The organism is Humibacillus xanthopallidus (assembly GCF_006716675.1).
GTDB classification, from domain to species: domain Bacteria; phylum Actinomycetota; class Actinomycetes; order Actinomycetales; family Dermatophilaceae; genus Humibacillus; species Humibacillus xanthopallidus_B.
Genome location: NZ_VFPM01000002.1, coordinates 897,427 through 918,133, shown reverse-complemented (window position 1 = coordinate 918,133; position 20,707 = coordinate 897,427). Strand labels below are relative to the sequence as shown.

The window sequence follows — 20,707 nt, the reverse complement described above, 5'->3', positions numbered from 1 at the left end:
CGACTATGACACTCGTCATACTAGCCATCCGACTATGACAGCTGTCATAGTCGGAGCAGCTCGAGAATCGGAGGTCACATGTCGGCGGACACCCGCGCTCCTCGGGAGCGCATGGTCTACGCGGCTGCCCAGCACCTGCGGCGTGCGGGCGTCGGCGGGACCGGCCTGCGCCAGGTCGTCGTCGATGCGGACGCCCCACGGGGCTCGCTGCAGCACTATTTCCCGGGCGGCAAGGACCAGCTCGTCGCCGAGGCCCTTGACTGGTCCGGCACCTGGGCGGCGGCGCGGGTCGAGGAGCACGTCTCACGGATGCGGCGCCCGACGCCGAGCCGCCTCTTCAAGGCAGTGGTCGGCGACTGGGCGGCCGACCTCGAGGCGCGTGAGTTCGCTCGGGGCTGCCCGGTGGCAGCCGCCGTCGTCGACTGTGCGGACACGAACGAGACGGTGCGGCACGCCGCAGAGACAGCTCTCGAGACCTGGCGGCGGCCCATCACCGACGCCCTCGTCGCCATGGGCCGCCCGCGCCGTCGGGCCGAGTCGCTCTCGACCCTCATGCTCTGCGCCCTCGAAGGGGCCATCCTGCTCTCCCGCGCCGGGCGCGACACCGCTCCCCTGCGGCTCGTCGCCCGCGAGCTCGCGCCCGTCCTCGACGCCTGACGCACGACGCCGCCACCACGCCGGCGCAACCACGCAAGAGCAACGACGCAGGCCACCCCGACCGACCCTCGGGGTCCCACCCCGCTCAGCGGTAGGCGTTGCCCGGTGGCCGCGCGTCACGCCGCTGCCAGCACCCGGTGTGCCAGTGCCGCCGGTCGCCCACTCCCCCGACGCCGTCGGCGGGCCAGGCGACGACGTGCGGCAGCCCGGGTGGGATGTCCTGCTGGCACCCGGGGCACAGGTAGGGCCGCGTCGCCGACGCCCCGGTCACGGAGCGCACGGTCCAGCGCCCACCGGCATACGACTCCTCGCGCGTGGCGCCGCCCTGGATGCGCGTCACGTCGAGCGGCACGTGCTCGCGGGCGTGCTTGCTGGGTCGACGGCGTGACGGCATGAGCCCATTGTCGGTCACCGCGGGCGTATGCCGCCTCAGGGGTAGGTGCGGAAGCCGCGGCCGGTCTTGCGGCCGAGGTAGCCCGCCGTGACGAGGTGCTCGAGCAGCGGGGCCGGGGCGTAGCCGCGCTCGCGGAACTCGAGGTAGAGCTCGCGCTCGATGGCGAGCGACACGTCGAGACCCACGACGTCGAGCAGCTCGAAGGGGCCCATCGGCAGGCCACAGCCGGTCTTCATCGCCGTGTCGATGTCGTCGGCCGTCGAGTAGTTGGCCTCGAGCATCTTCACGGCGTCGTTGAGGTACGGGAAGAGCAGTGCGTTGACGATGAAGCCGGCGCGGTCGCCGCACGTCACGGGGTGCTTGCCGATCGTGGTGCACAGCTGCTGCACGGTCGCGGTCACGTCGTCGGCCGTCGAGACGGTGTGGACGACCTCGACGAGGCGCATGACCTGCGCCGGGTTGAAGAAGTGCATGCCGATGACGTCCTCGGGCCGCGAGGTGGCTGCTGCGCACTCGACGACGGGCAGCGAGCTCGTCGTCGTCGCGAGGATCGCGCCGGGGCGGCAGATCGTGTCGAGCCGGCCGAAGAGCTCGCGCTTGACGTCGAGGTCCTCGACGACGGCCTCGACGACGAGGTCGACCTCGGCGAGGTCCTCGAGGCTCGTCGTCCCGCGCAGGTGGGCGAGGGCCGCGTCGCGCTGCTCCTCGCTGGCCTTGCCGCGCGCGATCGCCTTCTCGAGGCTCTTCTCGACGCCGGCGCGCACCGCGTCGACCTTGGCCTCGCTCCGCGCGACGAAGACGACGTCGAGGCCGGCCTTGGCGAAGACCTCGACCATGCCGGTGGCCATCGTGCCGGAGCCGATGACCCCGACGGTGTGGATCGGGCGGGTCGCCGTGCCGCCGTCCGCCGCGGGCCGGGGCGTCAGCGCGTCGTCGACGACCTGCGAGCTGCCGGGGGCGGCATACGTGTAGAAGCCGCGGCCGGTCTTGCGGCCCTTGAGTCCCGCGCTGACCATCTGCTTGATGATCGGGGTCGGCGCGTGCAGGCGGTCGCGGCCCTGCTTGTACATCGTGTCGAGGATCTCGTAAGCCGTGTCGAGGCCGATGAGGTCCATGAGGGCGAGCGGGCCCATCGGGTAGCCGCAGCCGAGCTTCATCGCGGCGTCGATGTCCTCGCGCGTCGCGTACTTGCTCTCGAACATCGACACGGCGTGGTTGAGGTAGCCGAAGAGCAGGGCGTTGGCGATGAAGCCGGCCTTGTCGCCGACGATGACCGGCTTCTTGCCGAGCCGCTCGGCGAGCGCCTTGACCTCCTCGAAGATCTCGTCGCTCGTGATGACGGTCTTGATGACCTCGACGAACTGCAGCACCGGCGCCGGGTTGAAGAAGTGCATGCCGACGACCCGCTTGGGGTTGATCGTCGCAACGGCGATCTCGGTGACCGGCAGCGAGCTCGTGTTCGTCGCGAGGATCGCGTCGTCGGAGACGATGGTGTCGAGCCGCGCGAAGATCTCCTTCTTGAGATCGAGGTGCTCGGGCACCGCCTCGACGACGAGCTGGCACTCCTTGAGGTCGGCCATGTCGCTCGTGAACTGCACCCGCGCGTGCAGCGCTGCCTGGTCCTGCTCGCTCAGCTTTCCGCGGGAGACGGCCCGGTCGGTCGAGTGCTGGAGGACGCCGCGTCCCTTCTCGACCGCGGCGTCGGTCACCTCGACCGCCACGACGTCGATGCCGTTGCGGGCGAAGACCTCCACGATGCCGGCACCCATGGTGCCGAGTCCGATCACGCCGACCTTGGTGAAATCACGAGCCATGCGTTGGAGTCTCCCAGAGCCCGTAGGCCGCTCACACCCGTTGGGTGCGTGACGCTCCCCACCCCCGGCCCCTCCTCCTCCGCACCCGGCCTCCGGGGTGCCGGGCCATGCCGGGTATGCCGCAGGGTGATCTAGGGTGGTCGCCGTGCGTCTCGTCATTGCCCGCTGCAGCGTCGACTACGACGGCCGCCTCACCGCCCACCTGCCCCTCGCGACGCGGCTGCTCGTCGTCAAGGCCGACGGCTCGGTGCTCGTGCACAGCGACGGCGGCTCCTACAAGCCGCTCAACTGGATGTCGCCGCCCTGCACGATGGCCGAGCTCGAGCCCGATGAGACCCAGGCCGCCGAGGGTGTCGTCGCGGTGTGGCGGGTCCAGCACGCCAAGAGCGAGGACCGCCTCACGGTGCACCTCCACGAGGTCCTCCACGACTCGGCGCACGAGCTCGGCGTCGACCCGGGCCTCGTCAAGGACGGGGTCGAAGCGCACCTGCAGCGCCTGCTCGCCGAGCACATCCACACCCTCGGGCACGGCTGGTCGCTCGTGCGGCGGGAGTACATGACCGCCATCGGGCCGGTCGACATCCTCGCCAAGGACTCGAGCGGCACGAGCGTCGCCGTCGAGATCAAGCGCCGCGGCGAGATCGACGGCGTCGAGCAGCTGACCCGCTACCTCGAGCTGATGAACCGCGACCCGCACCTCGCCCCCGTGACGGGCGTCTTCGCCGCGCAGCAGATCAAGCCGCAGGCCCGCACCCTCGCCGAGGACCGCGGCATCCGCTGCGTCGTGCTCGACTACGACGCCCTCAAGGGCATCGACGACGCCGAGTCGCGCCTGTTCTAGCCCTACTCCGGGCAGACGTCGGGCACTGCCTCGGGCGCGACGTCAGGCGCAGTGCCCCACAGCTCAGGTGAGCGGCGACACCGTCTGGCCGTCGGCGTCGACGAGCATCAGCAGCGGCTGCACAGCACTGCCGCCGCGCACGACGACCGCGGTCTCGCCGCGGTGCCGGTCGACGATCTCCTCGAGGCCGCTCGTGCCGTCGGCGAGGTCGCCGTGGCCGAGGTGCGACGGCACCCCGAGGTCGTCCGCCAGCGACTCGACGGGACCGGTGTCGGGGACGTCGTCGGCGGCATACACGGCGGTGACCTTCTCGCGGCCCAACGACGAGGCGAGCCAGGGGATGTCACCGAGGCCGGGCGGGTTGACGACGATGATCCGGGCGGCGCACTGCAGATCGCTCACCCTTGCACCGTACGCCGGGTCAGGCCGGAGCGACCTCGAGATCGGCGAGACCCCGTGAGCGACGGATCACACCGACGAGCTCGCCCATGATGTCGTTGAGCCCGAAGTCCTTCGGGGTGAAGACCATGGCCACCCCGGCGGCGCGCAGGGCCGCAGCGTCGCTCTCGGGGATGATGCCGCCGACGATGACGGGCACGTCGCCCGCACCGGCCTCGCGCAGACCCCGGAGCACCTCGGGCACGAGCTCCATGTGCGAGCCGCTGAGGATCGACAGCCCGACGAGGTGAACGTCCTCGGCCACCGCGGCGGCGACGATCTGCTCCGGCGTCAGGCGGATGCCCTGGTAGACGACCTCAAAGCCGGCGTCGCGCGCCCGAACGGCCACCTGCTCGGCGCCGTTGCTGTGACCGTCGAGACCGGGCTTGCCGACGAGGATGCGCAGCTTCTCGCCGAGCTCCTCCCCGGTGCGGGCCACGAGGTCACGCACCCGCCCGAGCGCGTCACCGGGCTCCGAGGAGCTGACGCCCACCGAACCCGAGACGCCCGTGGGCGCGCGGTACTCACCGAACTCCTCGCGCAGGGCACCCGTCCACTCCCCCGTCGTCACTTCGGCCCGGGCGCACTCGACGGACGCGGCCACGAGGTTGGCGCCGGATGCCGCATCGGCCCGCAGCCGCGCGAGGGCCGCCTCGGCCCGAGCCCGCCGCTCCGGGTCGGCGTCTCGACGCTCGCGCCAGGCGCGCACGGCGTCGGCCGCGGCGCGCTCGACGCCGGGGTCGACGGTCTGGATCGCCGTCTCGAGGTCGGCGGTCAGCGGGTTGGGCTCGGTCGTCTCGAATCGGTTGAGGCCGACGATGACCGCCTCGCCCGACTCGATGCGCCGGCGCCGCTCGGCGTGGGAGGCCACGAGGGCCGACTTCATGTAGCCCGACTCGACGGCCGCGACGGCCCCGCCCATCTGCTCGATGCGCGCCATCTCGGCGCGGGCGCCCTCGACGAGCTCGGCGACCTTGCGCTCGACGACGACGGAGCCGGTGAAGAGGTCGTCGTACTCGAGCAGGTCGGACTCGTAGGCGAGCACCTGCTGGAGGCGCAGGCTCCACTGCTGGTCCCACGGCCGGGGCAGGCCCAGCGCCTCGTTCCACGCCGGCAGCTGGATCGCTCGGGCCCGTGCGTCCTTGGAGAGCGTCACCGCGAGCATCTCGAGCACGATGCGCTGGACGTTGTTCTCGGGCTGCGCCTCGGTGAGACCGAGACTGTTGACCTGCACGCCGTAGCGGAAGCGTCGTGCCTTGTCGTCCGTCACGCCGTAGCGGTCGCGCGTCAGCTCGTCCCAGAGCTGCACGAAGGCGCGCATCTTGCACATCTCCTCGACGAAGCGCACGCCGGCGTTGACGAAGAAGGAGATGCGCGCGACGACGCTGGCGAACTCCTCCGGGGGCACCTGCCCGGAGTCGCGCACCGCGTCGAGGACGGCGACGGCCGTCGACATCGCGTAGGCGATCTCCTGCACGGGCGTGGCCCCGGCCTCCTGGAGGTGGTAGCTGCAGATGTTGATGGGGTTCCACTTCGGGATCTCGCGCACCGTGTAGGCCACCATGTCGGTGATGAGCCGCAGCGAGGGCGCCGGCGGGAAGACGTAGGTCCCGCGCGAGAGGTACTCCTTGATGATGTCGTTCTGCGTCGTCCCGGCCAGGGCGTGCACCCACTCGGCCGGGTCCTCGCCCGCGGCGACCGCCTGGCGCTCGGCGGCGACCTGGTAGAGCGCGAGCAGCCACATCGCCGTCGCGTTGATCGTCATCGAGGTGTTCATCTCGCGCAGCGGGATGTCGGCGAAGAGCGCCTCCATGTCGCCGATGTGGCTGATCGGCACGCCGACCTTGCCGACCTCGCCCCGGGCCAGCGGGTGGTCGGGGTCGTAGCCGGTCTGGGTCGGCAGGTCGAAGGCGACCGACAGGCCGGTCTGGCCCTTCTCGAGGTTGCGGCGGTAGAGCGCGTTGCTCGCAGCGGCGCTGGAGTGGCCGGCATACGTCCGCATGACCCAGGGACGATCGGGCGTCACGTGGACGCGCGTGACCGGCGTGCTCTCCGTCGAAGACATGGCTCGACGGTAGTGCGGCCCACCGGCGGTGGGCAGGTGCTCAGGCGGTGAGAGGCGCCACAGTCAGCGTCGCGGGATGGACGGCAGCGGGCGCCGGGTGGCGGGGGGCGATGATGCGCTCGAGCCGGCAGGCCCGCAGGAGGCGGGTCGTGCGGTCGCTCGCGTCGACGATGACGAGCCGGCGCCCCGCTCGGGTAGCGCGGCGGTGCAGGTGGACGATGACCCCGAGGCCCGTCGCGTCGCCGATCTCGGCTGCCCCGACGTGCAGGCGCACCTCTCCGTCCCCGGCGATGATGACCGCGTGGATCGCGTCGCGGATGTCGGGCACGGAATGGACGTCGAGACGCCCCTCGATGGTGACATCGTGGCCGTCGGGCGCGTCGAGCACCCGAATCGGACCCCTGCAGTGGGTGTGCAGCGTCATGTTGACCCCTCTCAAACGCTGTGCCGTCACCCATGATGACGCCTCAGCGCGGCGGAACGTTGCCCCTCGGAGTCAAGAATCGGTCAAGAAAATACGAACTTCTCTCCAGAAAGTGCCCCGGAGGGCCGTTCGAGGCCGTATGGGGTCCCCCGGGGCCCCGCCGGACGGCATACGGACGCTCGGGCCGGGGGGTCGGACGGGGGTGGGGAGGGGTCGCTCGGACGGTGGTCCCGTCACTCGAACCACGTGTCGTCGGGCTCCCGCGTGACGTCGGCGCCGAGGGCCCGCATGGCCTCCTCGAAGCGGGGGTAGCCGCGGTCGACGTGGTGGACGCCGCTGACGAGCGTCTCGCCGTCGGCGACGAGCCCTGCGATGACGAGGGCCGCTCCGGAGCGGATGTCGCTGCTCTCCACGGGCGCACCGGAGAGCAGCGGCACCCCGTGCGTCATGACGTGGTGGCCGTCGATCTGCGCGTCGGCGCCGAGGCGCGCGAGCTCCTGGACGGTGCGGAAGCGGGCCTCGAAGAGATTCTCCGTGACCATCGCCGATCCGTCGGCGACGACGTTGTAGGTGAGGGCGAAGGGCTGCAGGTCCGTCGGGAAGCCGGGGTAGGGCAGCGTCGCGACGTCGAAGGCGAGCGGGCGCCGGTCCGCGGCCACGCGGAAGCCGCGGTCGGTGACCTCGACGCGACAGCCGGCCGCCTCGAGGGCGGCGAGCGGCGTGCGGAGGTGGTCTGCCACGCCGCCGACGACCTCGACGTCGCCGCGCGTCGTCGCGGCGGCGAAGGCCCACGTGCCGGCCGCGATGCGGTCGGGCACGACGGAGTGCCGGGTGGGGTGGAGCCGGTCGACGCCGTGGACCACGAGGTGTGACGTGCCTGCGCCCTCGATGCGGGCGCCCATCGAGATGAGCATCTCGGCGATGTCGACGATCTCGGGCTCCTTGGCGACGTTGTCGATCGTCGTCGTGCCGCGGGCGAGCACCGAGGCGGTGAGGACGTTCTCGGTCGCGCCCACGCTCGGGAAGTCGAGGCGGATGTCGGCACCGGTCAGACCGTTCGGGGCCTCGGCGACGAGGTAGCCGTGGGTGACGTGGACCGTGGCCCCGAGCGCCTCGAGACCGGCCGCGTGCAGGTCGAGGCCGCGGGAGCCGATGGCGTCGCCGCCCGGCACCGCGACGTCGGCGAGGCCCACCCGGGCCACGAGCGGGCCGAGGACCGAGATCGAGGCACGGAGGGCGCGCACGAGCTCGTAGTCGGCGCGGTGACCGAGCTCCTCGGGCACGTCGAGCACGACGGTGCCGGTCAGTGGGTCGTCGTCGACGGTCACCCCGAGCCGCCGGAGCAGCTCGGCCATGATCGCCACGTCGGCGATCGCAGGCACGTTCGTCAGGGTCGTGCGACCGGCGGCGAGCAGGGCCACCGCCATGAGCTTGAGGGCGCTGTTCTTCGCCCCGACGACGGCGACCTCGCCCGACAGCCGGGCCCCGCCCACGACACGGAAGCGCTCTCTCACCCGGCAACCCTACCGACGAGGGCTGGTGAGAGAGTGACCCCATGGTCAACCTGACGAGGATCTACACGCGCACCGGCGACGACGGCACGACCAGCCTCGGCGACTTCTCGCGCACGAGCAAGAACGACCTGCGGCTGCACGCCTATGCCGACACCAACGAGGCCAACGCCGCCATCGGCGTCGCCCTCGCCTGCGGCGACCTGCCAGACGAGGTGCGCGCGACGCTGCAACGGGTGCAGAACGAGCTCTTCGACGTCGGGGCCGACCTGTCGACCCCGCTGCGCACGAGCTACGACTACCCGCCGCTGCGCGTCGAGCAGCCGTGGATCGATGACCTCGAGCACGACTGCGACCACTACCTCGAGCAGGTCGAGAAGCTGCGTTCCTTCATCCTGCCCGGCGGCACCGCCGGGTCGGCCCACCTGCACGTGGCTACGACGGTCGTGCGCCGCGCCGAGCGGGCGACCTGGGCGGCGATCGAGCACCACGGCACCGAGCCCGCGGGCGAGAAGGGGGTCGGCGGCATCAACCCGCTGACCGCGACCTACCTCAACCGCCTGTCCGACCTGCTCTTCATCCTCGCCCGGATCGCCAACAAGCAGATCGGCGGCGACATCCTGTGGCAGCCCGGCGGTGGACGCGTCGAGAAGCCGACCAAGCGCGCCAAGCACTGACCGCTCAGGGGCGCCGACCCCTCAGCCCCGAAACACACCGAGCAGTTGCCAGCTCCACGCGGTGTGCCCGGCGGACGTGGCAACTGCTCGGTGTGTCGCTCGATCCGGGGACGTCGGGACGCGGTGCGGGACGGGCGGTCAGGCGACGTTGACGTTGTAGCCGGGGGGTGCGGCCTCCTGCCACGACCGCAGCGCGGTGTAGTCAGGCCCCTGCAGGGCGAGCTCGAAGTCGTCGTCACCGTCGGTGCACGGCACCCTGGAGGCCTCCGGCAGCAGCGGGATGGCCTCGGACCCGACGAGCGGCACCGGGGCGTCGAGGAGGAGCCGCTGACGCAGCCAGCGGTGGCGCGGGCGCAGGGAGACGCCCCCGAGCGTGAACCACTCGAGGGCGTTGTCGCCGAACCTGATGAGCCCGAGGCGCCAGCGGTCGGTGCCGGCCGGGCGCATCGCGCAGAGCGTCAGCGGCAGGCCGCCGGCGATGTAGCGGCGGCGCAGGTAGGTCGTGGCGAGCACGACCGCCGCGACCAGGATGAGCGTGCCGATCACGATCTCGGTGGAGACGAGAGCGGACGGCACGCGCGGGCCTCAGTTGCCCGTGACCTGCAGCGATGAGGCGTCGACGTGCTCCGCGACGATCGTCACCACGTCGGAGTCCACCGAGAGGAACCCGCCGTCGACGGTGACCGTCCGGCGCTGGCCGTCGACCGACTCGATGCTCACGTCGCCCTCGACGAGAATGCCGAGCAGGGGCGTGTGGCCGGGCAGGATGCCGAGCTCGCCGGAGATGGAGCGGGCACGGACGAAGCGCGCCTCTCCCTCCCAGACCTTGCGGTCGGCGGCGACCATCTCAACCTTGAGCGAACTCACGTAGTCCTCCGGTTCGTGGGGGTGTTCTTGGCAGTTTAGTGCCTCTGCGAGGATGCTCCGTACTCGCCGTCCATGCCGGCGGTCGAGCACCTTCCGACACCCTCCACATCACTTCCAAGGAGCACCCCTGTGAGCACCACCGTGTCCGACGCCCTCCTCGAGCCGACCCGTCGCCCAGCGGCCGTCGCGGCCCTGACCGAGGTCATCGACGCCGAGGTCGCCGACAAGTCCGGCCTCGGCGGAGCGGCCGTCAAGGCGGGCTATGCGGCCGCCAAGCGGCTCGGCGGCGACTTCGTCGCGAGCGCGACCGACCGCCTCCTGCCGCAGTTCGCCTCGGCCCTCGACCCGTTCTGGGCGACGAAGGGCGAGCAGCCCTTCGGCGCCCACCTCGCGAGCCAGCCCGAGGCAGCGGCCGACGCGCTGCTCGCCGTCACCGACGCCAAGGCGGCGAACACCTCGCACGGCGCTGCCGCCAAGGTCTACGGCTCCCTGCGGGGCAAGGCCAAGGAGCACGTCGTCGCGGCCCTCCCCCGGCTGGGCACGGCCGTCGAGCGCGTCGTCGCCTGACCCGCACACGGCACGACCGGAGGGCAGGACGCCTGCGTCCTGCCCTCCGTGCTGTCCGCTGAGGAACCGACCCGCGGCGGTATGCCGTCCGGTGGCCGTCAGGCCCCTCGCTCCCCCTGGACCTGGGGCTCGGGCTGCCGCGCCTCCGGCTCGGGCTGCCGCGTCTCCGGCTCGGGCTGCCGCGCCTGCGGCTCGGGCTGCCGCCCCTGCGGCGCCTGGACCTGCTGGGCGGGATCGAGGGGCTTGTCGTGCGCCGGATGGGCCGACTCGTGCGGTCGGTCCTTGGCGAGCCGGGGCAGCTGGGGGGCGAACTCCTCGCCGAGGTCGGAGATCGCCTGCCGGGCGAAGACCTGCTGCTCGGTGACCACCCGCTCCGACCGGCCGCGACCGATGAAGGTGACGATCCAGTGCAGGAGCGTCGTGATGCGGTGCTTGAAGCCGATGATGTAGACGAGGTGCACGGCGAGCCAGAGGATCCACGCGAAGAACCCGCTGAACTGGGCCTTGCCGACCGACGCGACGGCCGAGAAACGCGAGATCGTCGCCATCGAGCCCTTGTCGAAGTACTCGAACGGCCCCTTCGGCTCCTGACCCTTCAGCCTGCGCACGATCTGGTCGGCGGCGTAGCGGCCACCCTGGATCGCGACCTGCGCCACACCCGGCAGTCCCTCGAGCGCCATCATGTCGCCGACGACGAAGACCTCGGGGTGGCCCGGCAGGGTGAGGTCGTCCTGCACCTGGATGCGCCCGGCACGGTCGACCTCGGCCCCGGTCTGCTCAGCGAGCATCCGGCCGAGCGGTGATGCGCTGACGCCGGCCGCCCACACCTTGCAGACCGACTCGATGCGCTCGCGCCTGCCGTCGGGGTGCTCGACCTCGATGCCGGTCGAGTCGACGTCGACCACCTTGGCGCCGAGGCGCACCTCGACCCCCATGTCGGTGAGCCGGCTCACGGCGCGGTCGCCGAGCTTCTCGCCGAACGAGCCGAGCACGGCCGGAGCCGCGTCGAGCAGGATGACGCGAGCCTTCGTCGGGTCGATCCGGCGGAAGTCGCGCTTGAGGGTGCGCCGGGCGAGCTCGGAGATCTGCCCGGCCATCTCGACACCGGTCGGCCCGGCGCCCACGACGACGAAGGTCATGAGCCGGTCGATCTCCGCCGGGGTCGAGGCGAGCTCCGCGAGCTCGAAGGACCCGAAGATGCGGCCGCGCAGCTCGAGGGCGTCATCGATCGACTTCATGCCGGGAGCGTGCCGTGAGAACTCGTCGTTGCCGAAGTACGACTGGCCCGCGCCGGCCGCGACGATCAACGTGTCGTAGGGCGTGACGCTCTCGCGGCCCACGGTCGAGTGGGTGACAGTGCGAGCCTCGAGGTCGATGTCGGTGACCTCGCCGAGGAGGACGGTGGCGTTGTCCTGGCGGCGCAGCACCTCTCGCGTCGAGGGAGCGATCTCACCCTCGGAGAGGATGCCGGTCGCCACCTGGTAGAGCAGCGGCTGGAAGAGGTGGTGGGTCGTGCGGGCGATGATGGTCACGTCGACGTCGGCGCGCTTCAGCCGCTGGGTGCTGAAGAGCCCGCCGAAACCGGAACCGATGACCACCACCCGGTGTCGGGGCTGCTGGGTGGACGTGCTCACGTGGGGCTCCTTGGTGCTTGTCGTTCATGGTCGGTCATGCTCGACATCGTCGTCGGTGGTGCGGTCGTCACCGGGTTGTCTCCGGGTTGTCTCCGGGTTGGCTCTGGGCCGTCACTGGGTCAACACCCGCTCGGGAGCGACCATGCCCGCACGGACCCCCGCGCGAACCCCTGTGACCGACCCCACACGTCTCCCAGTCTGCTCGTCATCCGGCGCTCCTGCGCAGGACGACCAGCGTCGGTGTCGTGGCCACGGGGCCGTAGCGCGCCTCGACCCAGGCACGTAGCGGGTCGGCGTGCGGATCGGTCGCGCCCTCACTCCCCTGCCACCAGCGCGCCGGCCGCACGACGCAGTCGGGGACGGCCTGCCGCTGCTCGAACCACCGGACGAGGTGCGAGGTGCTCGGCCCGAAGTCGGCGAGCCACGTGACCGGGGTGTCGAACCGGACGTCACCCATGAGGTATGCCGCCGGGTAGCCGATCGCGAGCACGCTCGACCCCGGGGTGGCGCAGGACTTCAGAGCGGCCTGGGCGGCCGCGACGTCGTCAGCGCGACGAGCGGTCGTCAGCAGGCCGGCATACGCCCCCGTCGGGGCTGCGGCGTCGAGCCGCCCGAGCGGGCCGTCACGGAAGCTCGTCGCCAGGTGCGAGGCGAAGAGCGCGAGCAGGACTGCGGAGCCGACGGCAGCGGCCGACCACGGTGCGACCCGGGCCCTGCCCTCGCTGGACGCAGCGCCGTCCGGCACACCGAGACGCACCACGCCGCAGAGGGCGCACGCGAGCGCGGCGAAGACGGCCGGGGCGAGGCAGGACCCCACGGCGCCCCACGTGGGCGACGACGCGGTGAAGGCTGCGACGCACAGCACTCCGACCGCACTCGGGATCACGCCGATCGTCAGCAGACGCACAGCTGCTCCGCGCAGGAGGGTCGCTGCCACGATGGCCGCCGGCAGCAGGACGAGCGAGAGCACGAGCGCCATCACGGGGCTGAGCCACGCGCTCACGCTGAAGGTGGCGGAGCTCGCGCCCCGGGTGAGTCCCGCGCCCGCGGCCAGGACCACCGCGCCGAACAGCAGCGGCCCGGCGAGGGCGTTGCGACAGGCGAGCGCAACGGCTGCGGCGACGCCGAGCGCCAGGGTGACGAGAACTGTGGGCTGGGCGAGCTCGCCGCCGACGTAGGCCAGCCACCCGGCGACGCGGCCGGCCCGGTCGACCTGCTCGCCCCGGTAGTCGGCCGTGAAGGCGAGCGTCTCGCGCACGTGCCCGACGCCCCAGAGGACGATCGCCAGGGCAGCGACCACGGCGGCGGCACCGGCGGCGCCACCGGCGAGGGCCAGGCGCACCCGGCCACGGGCCCACAGCACGCTCGCGAGCAGCAGGACGATGCCGGCCGGCGCCGTGACGGGGTGGCTCACGGCCCCCAGCGCCGCGGCAGCTCCCCCCACCACCGCCCACACCACCGCCCAGCGGGCCGACGACGACGCAGCTGATCGTCTGACCATGGCCCCGACGGCGCTGCTCGCAGCGACGAGGTAGAGCAGCGCAGGGGTCGTGTTGTAGCCGACGAGCTGCAGGTTGTAGGCCGTCGGCACGACCGCGGCGACGGCCGCCACCCCGGCAGTGACCTGCCCGAGCGCGCCGGCGACCGCCCGCCAGGCCACAGCCGCCACGCCGAGGGCGAGCACGACGAAGTAGACCCGGGAGGCGAGGACGATGCCGTCGATGCCCACGGTGTGCAGCCACACCCAGACGAACGGCACGGCCGGCCAGGCGCCGAGCACCTGGAGGTTCATCTCGTCACGGAAGGGCTGGTCGCCGCGGGCGAGCCGCATCGACAGCTCGACGGCGTGGGTGCCGTCGCCGAGGTCGAGCCCGAGCCGCGCCCGCAGGCCGAGCGCGACGGCCCCGACGACGATCAGGATCGGGATGGCGAGACGACGAACGGGGAGGGCCGTCAAGGCGCCTCCCCGTCGTCGGGTTCTACCGGTCACTCCGGTCGAAGGGTGCTCAGAGGTTCTTCTGGATCTCCGACCACTGACGCTCGACGTCGTCGAGGCCACCACACATGAAGAAGGCCTGCTCGGCGACGTGGTCGTACTCGCCGTCGGCGATCTTCGTGAAGCCCTCGATCGAGTCGGCGAGCGACACGGTCGAGCCCTCGATGCCGGTGAACTGCTTCGCGACGTAGGTGTTCTGCGACAGGAAGCGCTGGATGCGGCGGGCGCGGTTGACGAGGATCTTGTCCTCTTCGGAGAGCTCGTCGATACCGAGGATCGCGATGATGTCCTGCAGCTCCTTGTTGCGCTGGAGGATCGACTTGATGCGCACGGCCGTGTTGTAGTGGTCGGCCGAGATGTAGCGCGGGTCGAGGATTCGCGAGGTCGAGGTCAGCGGGTCGACGGCGGGGTAGATACCCATCGACGCGATGTCACGGGAGAGCTCCGTCGTCGCGTCGAGGTGCGCGAACGTCGTGGCCGGGGCCGGGTCGGTGTAGTCGTCAGCCGGCACGTAGATCGCCTGCATCGAGGTGATCGAGTGACCGCGCGTCGAGGTGATGCGCTCCTGGAGCACGCCCATCTCGTCGGCGAGCGTGGGCTGGTAGCCCACGGCGGACGGCATACGGCCGAGGAGGGTCGAGACCTCCGAGCCCGCCTGCGTGAAACGGAAGATGTTGTCGATGAAGAGCAGGACGTCCTGCTTCTGCACGTCGCGGAAGTACTCCGCCATGGTCAGGGCCGACAGGGCGACGCGCAGTCGCGTGCCCGGCGGCTCGTCCATCTGGCCGAAGACCAGCGCGGTCTGGCCGAGGACGCCGGCCTCCTCCATCTCGACCATGAGGTCGTTGCCCTCGCGGGTGCGCTCGCCGACGCCGGCGAACACCGACACACCACCGTGGTCGCGGGCGACACGGGCGATCATCTCCTGGATGAGCACCGTCTTGCCGACGCCGGCACCACCGAAGAGGCCGATCTTGCCACCCTGGACGTAGGGGGTCAGCAGGTCGATGACCTTGATGCCGGTCTCGAACATCGTCGTCTTCGACTCGAGCTGGTCGAAGGCGGGAGCCTTGCGGTGGATGCCCCACCGCTCGTTGATCTCGAGCGTCTCACCCTCGGCGAGGTTCATGCACTCGCCGGTCGTGTTGAACACGTGGCCGAGCGTCACGTCGCCCACCGGGACCGTGATCGGGCCGCCGGTGTCCTGCACGCCCGAGCCGCGCACGAGACCGTCGGTCGGCTGCAGCGAGATCGCGCGGACCATGCTGTCGCCGATGTGCTGGGCGACCTCGAGGTTGATGTTCTTCGTCTCACCCGCCAGGGTGACCTCGGTCGTGAGCAGGTTGTACTGCTCGGGCATCGCGTCGGCGGGGAACTCGACGTCGACGACCGGGCCGATGATGCGGGAGATGCGTCCGACGCCGCCCGCGGGCGGTGCCGTCCACGTGGTGTCGCTGACAGTTGCAGTCATAGTGGTCTGCTTCCTTACCTGTGGGCGTTACTTCTTGGCGTCCGCGAGGGCGTTGGCGCCGCCCACGATTTCGCTGATCTCTTGGGTGATACCGGCCTGGCGGGCCTGGTTGGCGAGGCGCTGGTAGGTCTTGATCAGCTCCGTCGCGTTGTCGGTGGCCGACTTCATCGCGCGCTGGCGGGCAGCGAGCTCCGAGGCCGACGAGCTGAGCAGCGCCGTGTAGATGCGGTTGCGCACGTACTTCGGCAGCAGCCGGTCGAGCACCTCCGAGGCGCTCGGCTCGAAGTCGTACTCCGGGGCGAGCTGGCCCTCGTCGTAGTGCTGGACCGTGAAGTCGAGACCTCGGTCGCTGTCGCCGTCGACGTCCTTGTCGACGACCTCGAGGGGCAGCAGGCGCAGCACGTGCGGGTCCTGGCGCACCATCGAGCGGAAGCGGGTGTAGACGAGGTGGATCTCGTCCATGCCGCCCTCGGCGTACTCCTTGAGGAAGTCGGCCGTGATCCGGTCGGCGATCTCCTTGGCGTTCTCGAACGTCGGGGCGTCGGTGAAGCCGGTCCACTCCTGCGCGTACTCGCGCTTGCGGAACTTGTAGTAGCTGACGGCCTTGCGACCGACGAGGTAGGGCACGACCTCCTTGCCCTCGCTCTCGAGGAGGGCGACGAGCTCGGCGGCGCGCTTGAGGGCGGCCACCGAGTAGGCACCGGCGAGACCGCGGTCGGCCGTGATGATCACGACGCCGGCGCGCTTGGCGTCGGTGATCGAGGTCGTCAGCGGGTGGTCCTCGTTGGTGTTCGACGCGACCGCGCTCACGGCCCGGGTCAGCGCGGTGGTGTACGGCATCGCCTCGGTGGCCCGCTGCCGGGCCTTGATGACGCGCGCTGCCGCGATCAGCTCCATCGCGTTCGTGATCTTCTTGATGGAGTTGACGGACTTGATGCGCTGGCGGTAGATCCGCATCTGCGCTCCCATGCGCTCCGCCTCTCTTGGTCGGTGTGGGGTGTGGGCGTTCGGTCGGCGACAGCCGTTCCGGTATGCCGTCCGGCGGGCACCCGCGTCACGCGCGGGGGGACCGGTCAGGACGGCATACCGGGTGGTGCTACTTGTTCTTGACGATCCTCGCCTGGTCGATCTCGGTCTCCTCGAGCTCCTCGACGTCCTCCTGGCCGGCCTGCAGGCCATCGCGGCCCGAGCCGCGGAAGGTGAACTTCACGTCGTCGACGACCTTGGAGAGCGCGTTCTCGGTGTCCTCGTCGAGCTTCTGCGTCTCGCGGATGGTCTGGAGGATCTTGCCGTCGCGACGTAGGGTCTCGAGCAGCTCGGTCTCGAAGGGGCGGACGTCCTCGACGGCGATGTCGTCGAGCTTGCCCGTCGTGCCGGCCCACACCGAGACGACCTGCTCCTCGACGGGGTACGGGTTGCTCTGCGGCTGCTTGAGCAGCTCGACGAGGCGCGCACCACGGGCGAGCTGGGCTCGCGACGCGGGGTCGAGGTCGGAGGCGAACATCGCGAAGGCCTCCATGGCGCGGAACTGCGCGAGGTCGAGCTTGAGGCGGCCGGCGACCGACTTCATCGCCTTGATCTGCGCGGCGCCGCCGACTCGGGAGACCGACACACCCACGTCGATGGCGGGACGGACGTTGGCGTTGAACAGGTCGGCCTGCAGGTAGATCTGGCCGTCCGTGATCGAGATGACGTTGGTCGGGATGTAGGCCGACACGTCACCGGCCTTGGTCTCGATGATCGGCAGGCCGGTCATCGAGCCGTGGCCCAGATCGTCGGAGAGCTTCGCGCAACGCTCGAGAAGGCGCGAGTGCAGGTAGAAGACGTCACCCGGGTAGGCCTCGCGGCCCGGCGGGCGGCGCAGCAGCAGCGACACGGCGCGGTAGGCCTCGGCCTGCTTGCTCAGGTCGTCGAAGACGATGAGGACGTGCTTGCCCTGGTACATCCAGTGCTGGCCGATGGCCGAGCCGGTGTAGGGGGCGAGGTACTTGAAGCCGGCCGAGTCGGACGCGGGAGCCGCGACGATCGTCGTGTACTCGAGCGCGCCGGCCTCCTCGAGGGTGCCGCGGACCGACGCGATGGTCGAGCCCTTCTGACCGATGCCGACGTAGATGCACCGCACCTGCTGGTCGGGGTCGCCCGACTCCCAGTTGCGCTTCTGGTTGATGATCGTGTCGATCGCGACCGTCGTCTTGCCGGTCTGGCGGTCGCCGATGATGAGCTGGCGCTGGCCGCGACCGATCGGGGTCATCGCGTCGATCGACTTGATGCCGGTCTGGAGCGGCTCGTGCACCGACTTGCGCTGCACGACGTTGGGCGCCTGCAGCTCGAGGGCGCGGCGGCCCTCGGACTCGATGTCGCCCAGACCGTCGATCGGCGTGCCGAGCGGGTCGACGACGCGCCCGAGGAACGCGTCGCCCACGGGGACGGAGAGGACCTCGCCCGTGCGCTTGACGACCTGACCCTCCTCGATGCCGGCGAAGTCTCCGAGGACGACGACACCGATCTCGTGGACGTCGAGGTTGAGCGCGAGGCCCAGGGTGCCGTCCTCGAACTGCAGCAGCTCGTTGGTCATGGCCGAGGGAAGACCCTCGACGTGGGCGATGCCGTCGCCGGCGTCCGTGACGCGGCCGACCTCTTCGCGGGAGGCTGCGCCGGGCTCGTAGGACTGGACGAACGAGTCCAGCGCGTCCCGGATCTCCTCCGGACGGATCGAAAGCTCCGTCATGTCAGATCTTCTCCTCGGTTTCGACCCGCGTGCGGGTCGGTGGTTTCTCTAGAGCTGGGGGTTGGTGCTCAGGCACCCATGGCGCGGCGTGCCGCGTCGAGCTTGCGGATGACGGTGCCGTCGATGACCTCGTCACCGATCTCGACCTTGATGCCGCCCAGGACCCGGGGGTCGACGACGGTGTTGACGTGGACCTTGCCGCCGTAGATCGCCGACAGTCCGGCCGCGAGACGCGAACGCTCCTGCTCGCCGAGCGGCACCGCCGAGATGACGGTGGCCGTCTGCTGCTCACGACGGGTGGCCGCGATCTCGAGGTACTCGCGCACGACGGAGTCGAAGCGACGACCCCGCGGCGACAGGACGGCCTGGCGTGCGAGCACCAGGGTCTGCGGCGTCACCTTGCCCTCGAGCAGCGAGCCGATGAGCGCCGAGCGCCGCTCGGTCGAGGCCTGGGCATCGGTCAGGGCCGCGCGCAGGTCCGGGTCGGCCGCGACGATCCGCTCGAAGCGGAAGAGCTCGTCCTCGACGCGGTCGGCGCTGTCCTGCGTCTCGGCATCGGCGATGACGGACTCCACGGCATACCGCTCCAGGGTGTCGGAGAGGTCGCGCTCGGAGCTCCACCGCTGGCTGACGACGCCCTTGAGCACCACCAGCGCCTCGGCCCCCACCCGACCGGCGAAGAGCCGCTCGGCCAGATCGGTCTTGCGGGCGCCGTCGTGCGACGGGTCGGCGACCGCGCGACGCAGGGTGACGTTGCTGTCGAGAAGGGCGACGACGGCGAAGAGCTCCTCGGCCAACCGCGTGCGGTCGGCGCCGGCAGCGAGCACACCGGTGAACGCCTCGCGGCTCCCGGCCGCAGCTGCGCGTGAGGATCCCTGCATCAGGCGTCTCCGACCTTCTCGCGGACGACGTCGCCCGACTCGAGCTCGGCGAGGAAGCGCTCGACGATGCCGCGCTGGCGCGCCTCGTCCTCGAGCGACTCGCCGACGATGCGGCTCGCGAGCTCGGTGGACATGCGGCCCACGTCACCGCGGAGCGAGACGACCGCCTGCTGGCGCTCGGCCTCGATCTGCTTGTGCGCGGTCTCGGTGATGCGCGCGGCGTCGGCGGCGGCCTGCTCGCGCATCTCGGCGATGATCTGCGCGCCCTGGGCCTTGGCGTCCTCACGGATGCGCGAGGCCTCCGCCCGGGCCTCGACGAGCTGGGCCTGGTACTGCTCGAGGGCAGCCTGGGCCTGGGCCTGGGCCTCCTCGGCCTTGTTCATCCCGCCCTCGATCGCCGCAGTGCGCTCGGCGTAGATCTGCTCCAGGCGTGGCACGACCTTGGCCTTCACGACGAAGTAGAGAAGCGCGAAGGTGGCAAGGCCGAAGAAGAACTCGAGGGGGTGCGGGATGATCGGTGCCGCAGTGGCCCAGAAGCCCTCTTCGCCGCCTTCGGCGAACACGAACGATGCTTGCATGCGGGTCTCCTAGAGAGAATCGAGTGCGTCGACGGTCCTGATCGGCCCCGGAGGGCGTCAGGCCTTGAAGACGAACGCGAGCGCGATACCGAAGATGGCGAGCGCCTCGGTGATGGCCATGCCGAGGAAGGCGATCGGCTGGAGCATGCCGCGCGCCTCAGGCTGACGGGCAACGCCGTTGATGTAGGCGGCGAAGATGAGACCGACACCGATACCGGGGCCGATGGCGGAGAGGCCGTAACCGAGGATGGCGATGTTGCCAGTCATGTTGTGTCCATTTCCTTCTTGTCGTTCCCGATGACGTCTGCCGCCGGGGTCGTACGGGGTCGTGCTGGGGTGGTACGCAGTGATGCGGTGGAGCGTGCGGAGCTCAGTGCTCGTCGGCGATGGCGCCGCCGATGTAGAGAGCCGCGAGGAGGGTGAAGACGTAGGCCTGCAGGAACTCGACCAGCAGCTCGAAGAGCGTCATGACGACGGCGAAGATCCACGTGACACCGCCGGCGATGACGAGGATGCCGCCCGAGGTGAGCATGTACCAGCCACCGGTGATGAACAGCACGATGAGGATGTGGCCGGCGAACATGTTGCCGAAGAGTCGCAGGGCGAGGGTGACCGGCCGGGTGAACAGGTCGGTGATGAGCTCGAGGAAGAAGATCGGCAGGATCATTCCCTTGGGCAGCCCGGAGGGGACGAGCGACTTCCAGTAGCCGATGAAGCCGTGCTTCTTCATGCCGACGGCGTGGAAGACGACCCACACGATGAGCGACAGAGCGATCGGGAAGCCGATGCGGCTCATCGTCGGGTAGCTGAACGGCGGGAGCACGCCGAAGAGGTTGTTGACGAGGATGATCATGAAGAGCGAGAAGAGCAGCGGGACGAACCGCAGGAACTCCTTGCTGCCGATGAGGTCCTTGGCGATGCCGTTGCGCACCAGGCCGTAGACCGCCTCGGTCGACATCTGACCCCGGCTCGGCACGAGCGCCTTCTTGCGGGTCGTGGCGAGCAGGAACCAGATGATCAGGCCCGCCGAGATGGCCATGAGCAGCATGGGGCGGGTGATCGCCCAGGGACCGTCGGTCCCGAAGAGCGGCTGCCAGAACTCCTCGACACCGGGCGCGGTGTACTCCGAGGGCGCGGCGGACACGAGGCTCACGGGTTACTCCT

General features: G+C 70.7%; 21 protein-coding genes. 4 read left to right on the top strand and 17 right to left on the bottom strand.

The features are described from left to right. Positions 1–78: 78 nt before the first annotated feature. Positions 79–657, top strand: coding sequence for a TetR/AcrR family transcriptional regulator (locus FBY41_RS12155; RefSeq protein WP_141844512.1), 579 nt, complete (start codon positions 79–81; stop codon positions 655–657). Positions 658–742: 85 nt separating this feature from the next. Here the strand turns inward: FBY41_RS12155 and FBY41_RS12150 are convergent, their stop codons facing one another. Further along, entirely contained in the window at positions 743–1,051 is a 309-nt protein-coding gene (locus FBY41_RS12150) for a hypothetical protein (protein WP_141844511.1), read from the bottom strand. Between the two features lie 35 nt (positions 1,052–1,086). After that, positions 1,087–2,865, bottom strand: coding sequence for a 3-hydroxyacyl-CoA dehydrogenase family protein (locus FBY41_RS12145; RefSeq protein ID WP_141844510.1), 1,779 nt, complete (start codon positions 2,863–2,865; stop codon positions 1,087–1,089). 145 nt (positions 2,866–3,010) lie between these two features. Between FBY41_RS12145 and nucS the strand changes: the two genes are divergently transcribed. Further along, a complete protein-coding gene (gene nucS / locus FBY41_RS12140) occupies positions 3,011–3,706 on the top strand; it encodes an endonuclease NucS (RefSeq protein ID WP_141844509.1) in 696 nt (231 codons plus the stop codon). Between the two features lie 63 nt (positions 3,707–3,769). On the opposite strand, the gene FBY41_RS12135 is transcribed toward nucS, so the two are convergent. From FBY41_RS12135 to murA, 4 genes are all read right to left on the bottom strand, one after another. Continuing rightward, positions 3,770–4,108, bottom strand: coding sequence for a hypothetical protein (locus tag FBY41_RS12135; protein ID WP_141844508.1), 339 nt, complete (start codon positions 4,106–4,108; stop codon positions 3,770–3,772). 19 nt (positions 4,109–4,127) lie between these two features. Continuing rightward, positions 4,128–6,146, bottom strand: coding sequence for a protein meaA (locus tag FBY41_RS12130; protein WP_260439805.1), 2,019 nt, complete (start codon positions 6,144–6,146; stop codon positions 4,128–4,130). A gap of 103 nt (positions 6,147–6,249) precedes the next feature. Continuing rightward, a complete protein-coding gene (locus FBY41_RS12125; protein WP_260439720.1) occupies positions 6,250–6,633 on the bottom strand; it encodes an STAS domain-containing protein in 384 nt (127 codons plus the stop codon). 233 nt (positions 6,634–6,866) lie between these two features. Beyond that, the gene (gene murA / locus FBY41_RS12120; RefSeq protein ID WP_141844506.1) at positions 6,867–8,147 is read right to left on the bottom strand and encodes a UDP-N-acetylglucosamine 1-carboxyvinyltransferase; all 1,281 of its coding nucleotides are present in this window, start codon (positions 8,145–8,147) and stop codon (positions 6,867–6,869) included. Between the two features lie 41 nt (positions 8,148–8,188). Here murA and FBY41_RS12115 point away from each other — a divergent pair, with 41 nt between their 5' ends. Beyond that, positions 8,189–8,821, top strand: coding sequence for a cob(I)yrinic acid a,c-diamide adenosyltransferase (locus FBY41_RS12115; protein ID WP_141844505.1), 633 nt, complete (start codon positions 8,189–8,191; stop codon positions 8,819–8,821). 138 nt (positions 8,822–8,959) lie between these two features. On the opposite strand, the gene FBY41_RS12110 is transcribed toward FBY41_RS12115, so the two are convergent. Both FBY41_RS12110 and FBY41_RS12105 read right to left on the bottom strand, forming a co-directional pair. Then, positions 8,960–9,397 carry a DUF2550 domain-containing protein gene (locus FBY41_RS12110; protein WP_141844504.1) on the bottom strand — a complete coding sequence of 146 codons (438 nt, stop codon included), beginning with the start codon at positions 9,395–9,397 and terminating at the stop codon, positions 8,960–8,962. A gap of 9 nt (positions 9,398–9,406) precedes the next feature. After that, positions 9,407–9,688, bottom strand: a complete 282-nt coding sequence (locus tag FBY41_RS12105; RefSeq protein ID WP_141844503.1) for a F0F1 ATP synthase subunit epsilon — start codon at positions 9,686–9,688, stop codon at positions 9,407–9,409. Between the two features lie 129 nt (positions 9,689–9,817). Between FBY41_RS12105 and FBY41_RS12100 the strand changes: the two genes are divergently transcribed. Next, entirely contained in the window at positions 9,818–10,255 is a 438-nt protein-coding gene (locus tag FBY41_RS12100) for a DUF6918 family protein (protein ID WP_141844502.1), read from the top strand. A 98-nt stretch (positions 10,256–10,353) separates the two neighbouring features. Here FBY41_RS12100 and FBY41_RS12095 read toward each other — a convergent pair whose 3' ends face one another. From FBY41_RS12095 to atpB, 9 genes are all read right to left on the bottom strand, one after another. Beyond that, positions 10,354–11,889, bottom strand: a complete 1,536-nt coding sequence (locus FBY41_RS12095) for an NAD(P)/FAD-dependent oxidoreductase (RefSeq protein WP_141844501.1) — start codon at positions 11,887–11,889, stop codon at positions 10,354–10,356. A gap of 205 nt (positions 11,890–12,094) precedes the next feature. Next, positions 12,095–13,846 carry a hypothetical protein gene (locus FBY41_RS12090; protein ID WP_141844500.1) on the bottom strand — a complete coding sequence of 584 codons (1,752 nt, stop codon included), beginning with the start codon at positions 13,844–13,846 and terminating at the stop codon, positions 12,095–12,097. 49 nt (positions 13,847–13,895) lie between these two features. After that, positions 13,896–15,356: a F0F1 ATP synthase subunit beta gene (gene atpD / locus FBY41_RS12085; RefSeq protein ID WP_141844499.1), complete on the bottom strand. Its 1,461-nt coding sequence runs from the start codon at positions 15,354–15,356 to the stop codon at positions 13,896–13,898. A gap of 27 nt (positions 15,357–15,383) precedes the next feature. Further along, the gene (locus tag FBY41_RS12080; RefSeq protein ID WP_141844498.1) at positions 15,384–16,325 is read right to left on the bottom strand and encodes a F0F1 ATP synthase subunit gamma; all 942 of its coding nucleotides are present in this window, start codon (positions 16,323–16,325) and stop codon (positions 15,384–15,386) included. Between the two features lie 127 nt (positions 16,326–16,452). Beyond that, positions 16,453–18,084 (bottom strand): F0F1 ATP synthase subunit alpha, encoded by a 1,632-nt coding sequence (atpA, locus tag FBY41_RS12075; RefSeq protein ID WP_141844497.1) that lies wholly within the window; start codon positions 18,082–18,084, stop codon positions 16,453–16,455. Positions 18,085–18,152: 68 nt separating this feature from the next. Further along, a complete protein-coding gene (locus tag FBY41_RS12070) occupies positions 18,153–18,965 on the bottom strand; it encodes a F0F1 ATP synthase subunit delta (RefSeq protein ID WP_141844496.1) in 813 nt (270 codons plus the stop codon). Next, positions 18,965–19,543: a F0F1 ATP synthase subunit B gene (locus tag FBY41_RS12065; protein ID WP_141844495.1), complete on the bottom strand. Its 579-nt coding sequence runs from the start codon at positions 19,541–19,543 to the stop codon at positions 18,965–18,967. Before FBY41_RS12065 ends, FBY41_RS12070 begins: the two co-directional genes overlap by 1 nt. Positions 19,544–19,600: 57 nt before the next feature. Then, positions 19,601–19,810 (bottom strand): ATP synthase F0 subunit C, encoded by a 210-nt coding sequence (gene atpE, locus FBY41_RS12060; protein WP_026863922.1) that lies wholly within the window; start codon positions 19,808–19,810, stop codon positions 19,601–19,603. A gap of 103 nt (positions 19,811–19,913) precedes the next feature. Continuing rightward, a complete protein-coding gene (gene atpB, locus FBY41_RS12055; protein WP_141844494.1) occupies positions 19,914–20,696 on the bottom strand; it encodes a F0F1 ATP synthase subunit A in 783 nt (260 codons plus the stop codon). Between the last annotated feature and the right edge of the window lie 11 nt (positions 20,697–20,707).

Coding starts and splice junctions, on each gene's coding strand:
- atpE (WP_026863922.1), bottom strand. CDS start 19,810: ATGACTGGCAACATCGCCATCCTCGGTTACGGCCTCTCCGCCATCGGC.
- atpA (WP_141844497.1), bottom strand. CDS start 18,084: ATGACGGAGCTTTCGATCCGTCCGGAGGAGATCCGGGACGCGCTGGAC.
- FBY41_RS12130 (WP_260439805.1), bottom strand. CDS start 6,146: ATGCGGACGTATGCCGGCCACTCCAGCGCCGCTGCGAGCAACGCGCTC.
- FBY41_RS12145 (WP_141844510.1), bottom strand. CDS start 2,865: ATGGCTCGTGATTTCACCAAGGTCGGCGTGATCGGACTCGGCACCATG.
- FBY41_RS12125 (WP_260439720.1), bottom strand. CDS start 6,633: ATGACGCTGCACACCCACTGCAGGGGTCCGATTCGGGTGCTCGACGCG.
- FBY41_RS12115 (WP_141844505.1), top strand. CDS start 8,189: ATGGTCAACCTGACGAGGATCTACACGCGCACCGGCGACGACGGCACG.
- FBY41_RS12065 (WP_141844495.1), bottom strand. CDS start 19,543: ATGCAAGCATCGTTCGTGTTCGCCGAAGGCGGCGAAGAGGGCTTCTGG.
- FBY41_RS12155 (WP_141844512.1), top strand. CDS start 79: ATGTCGGCGGACACCCGCGCTCCTCGGGAGCGCATGGTCTACGCGGCT.
- FBY41_RS12080 (WP_141844498.1), bottom strand. CDS start 16,325: ATGGGAGCGCAGATGCGGATCTACCGCCAGCGCATCAAGTCCGTCAAC.
- FBY41_RS12070 (WP_141844496.1), bottom strand. CDS start 18,965: ATGCAGGGATCCTCACGCGCAGCTGCGGCCGGGAGCCGCGAGGCGTTC.
- FBY41_RS12150 (WP_141844511.1), bottom strand. CDS start 1,051: ATGCCGTCACGCCGTCGACCCAGCAAGCACGCCCGCGAGCACGTGCCG.
- atpD (WP_141844499.1), bottom strand. CDS start 15,356: ATGACTGCAACTGTCAGCGACACCACGTGGACGGCACCGCCCGCGGGC.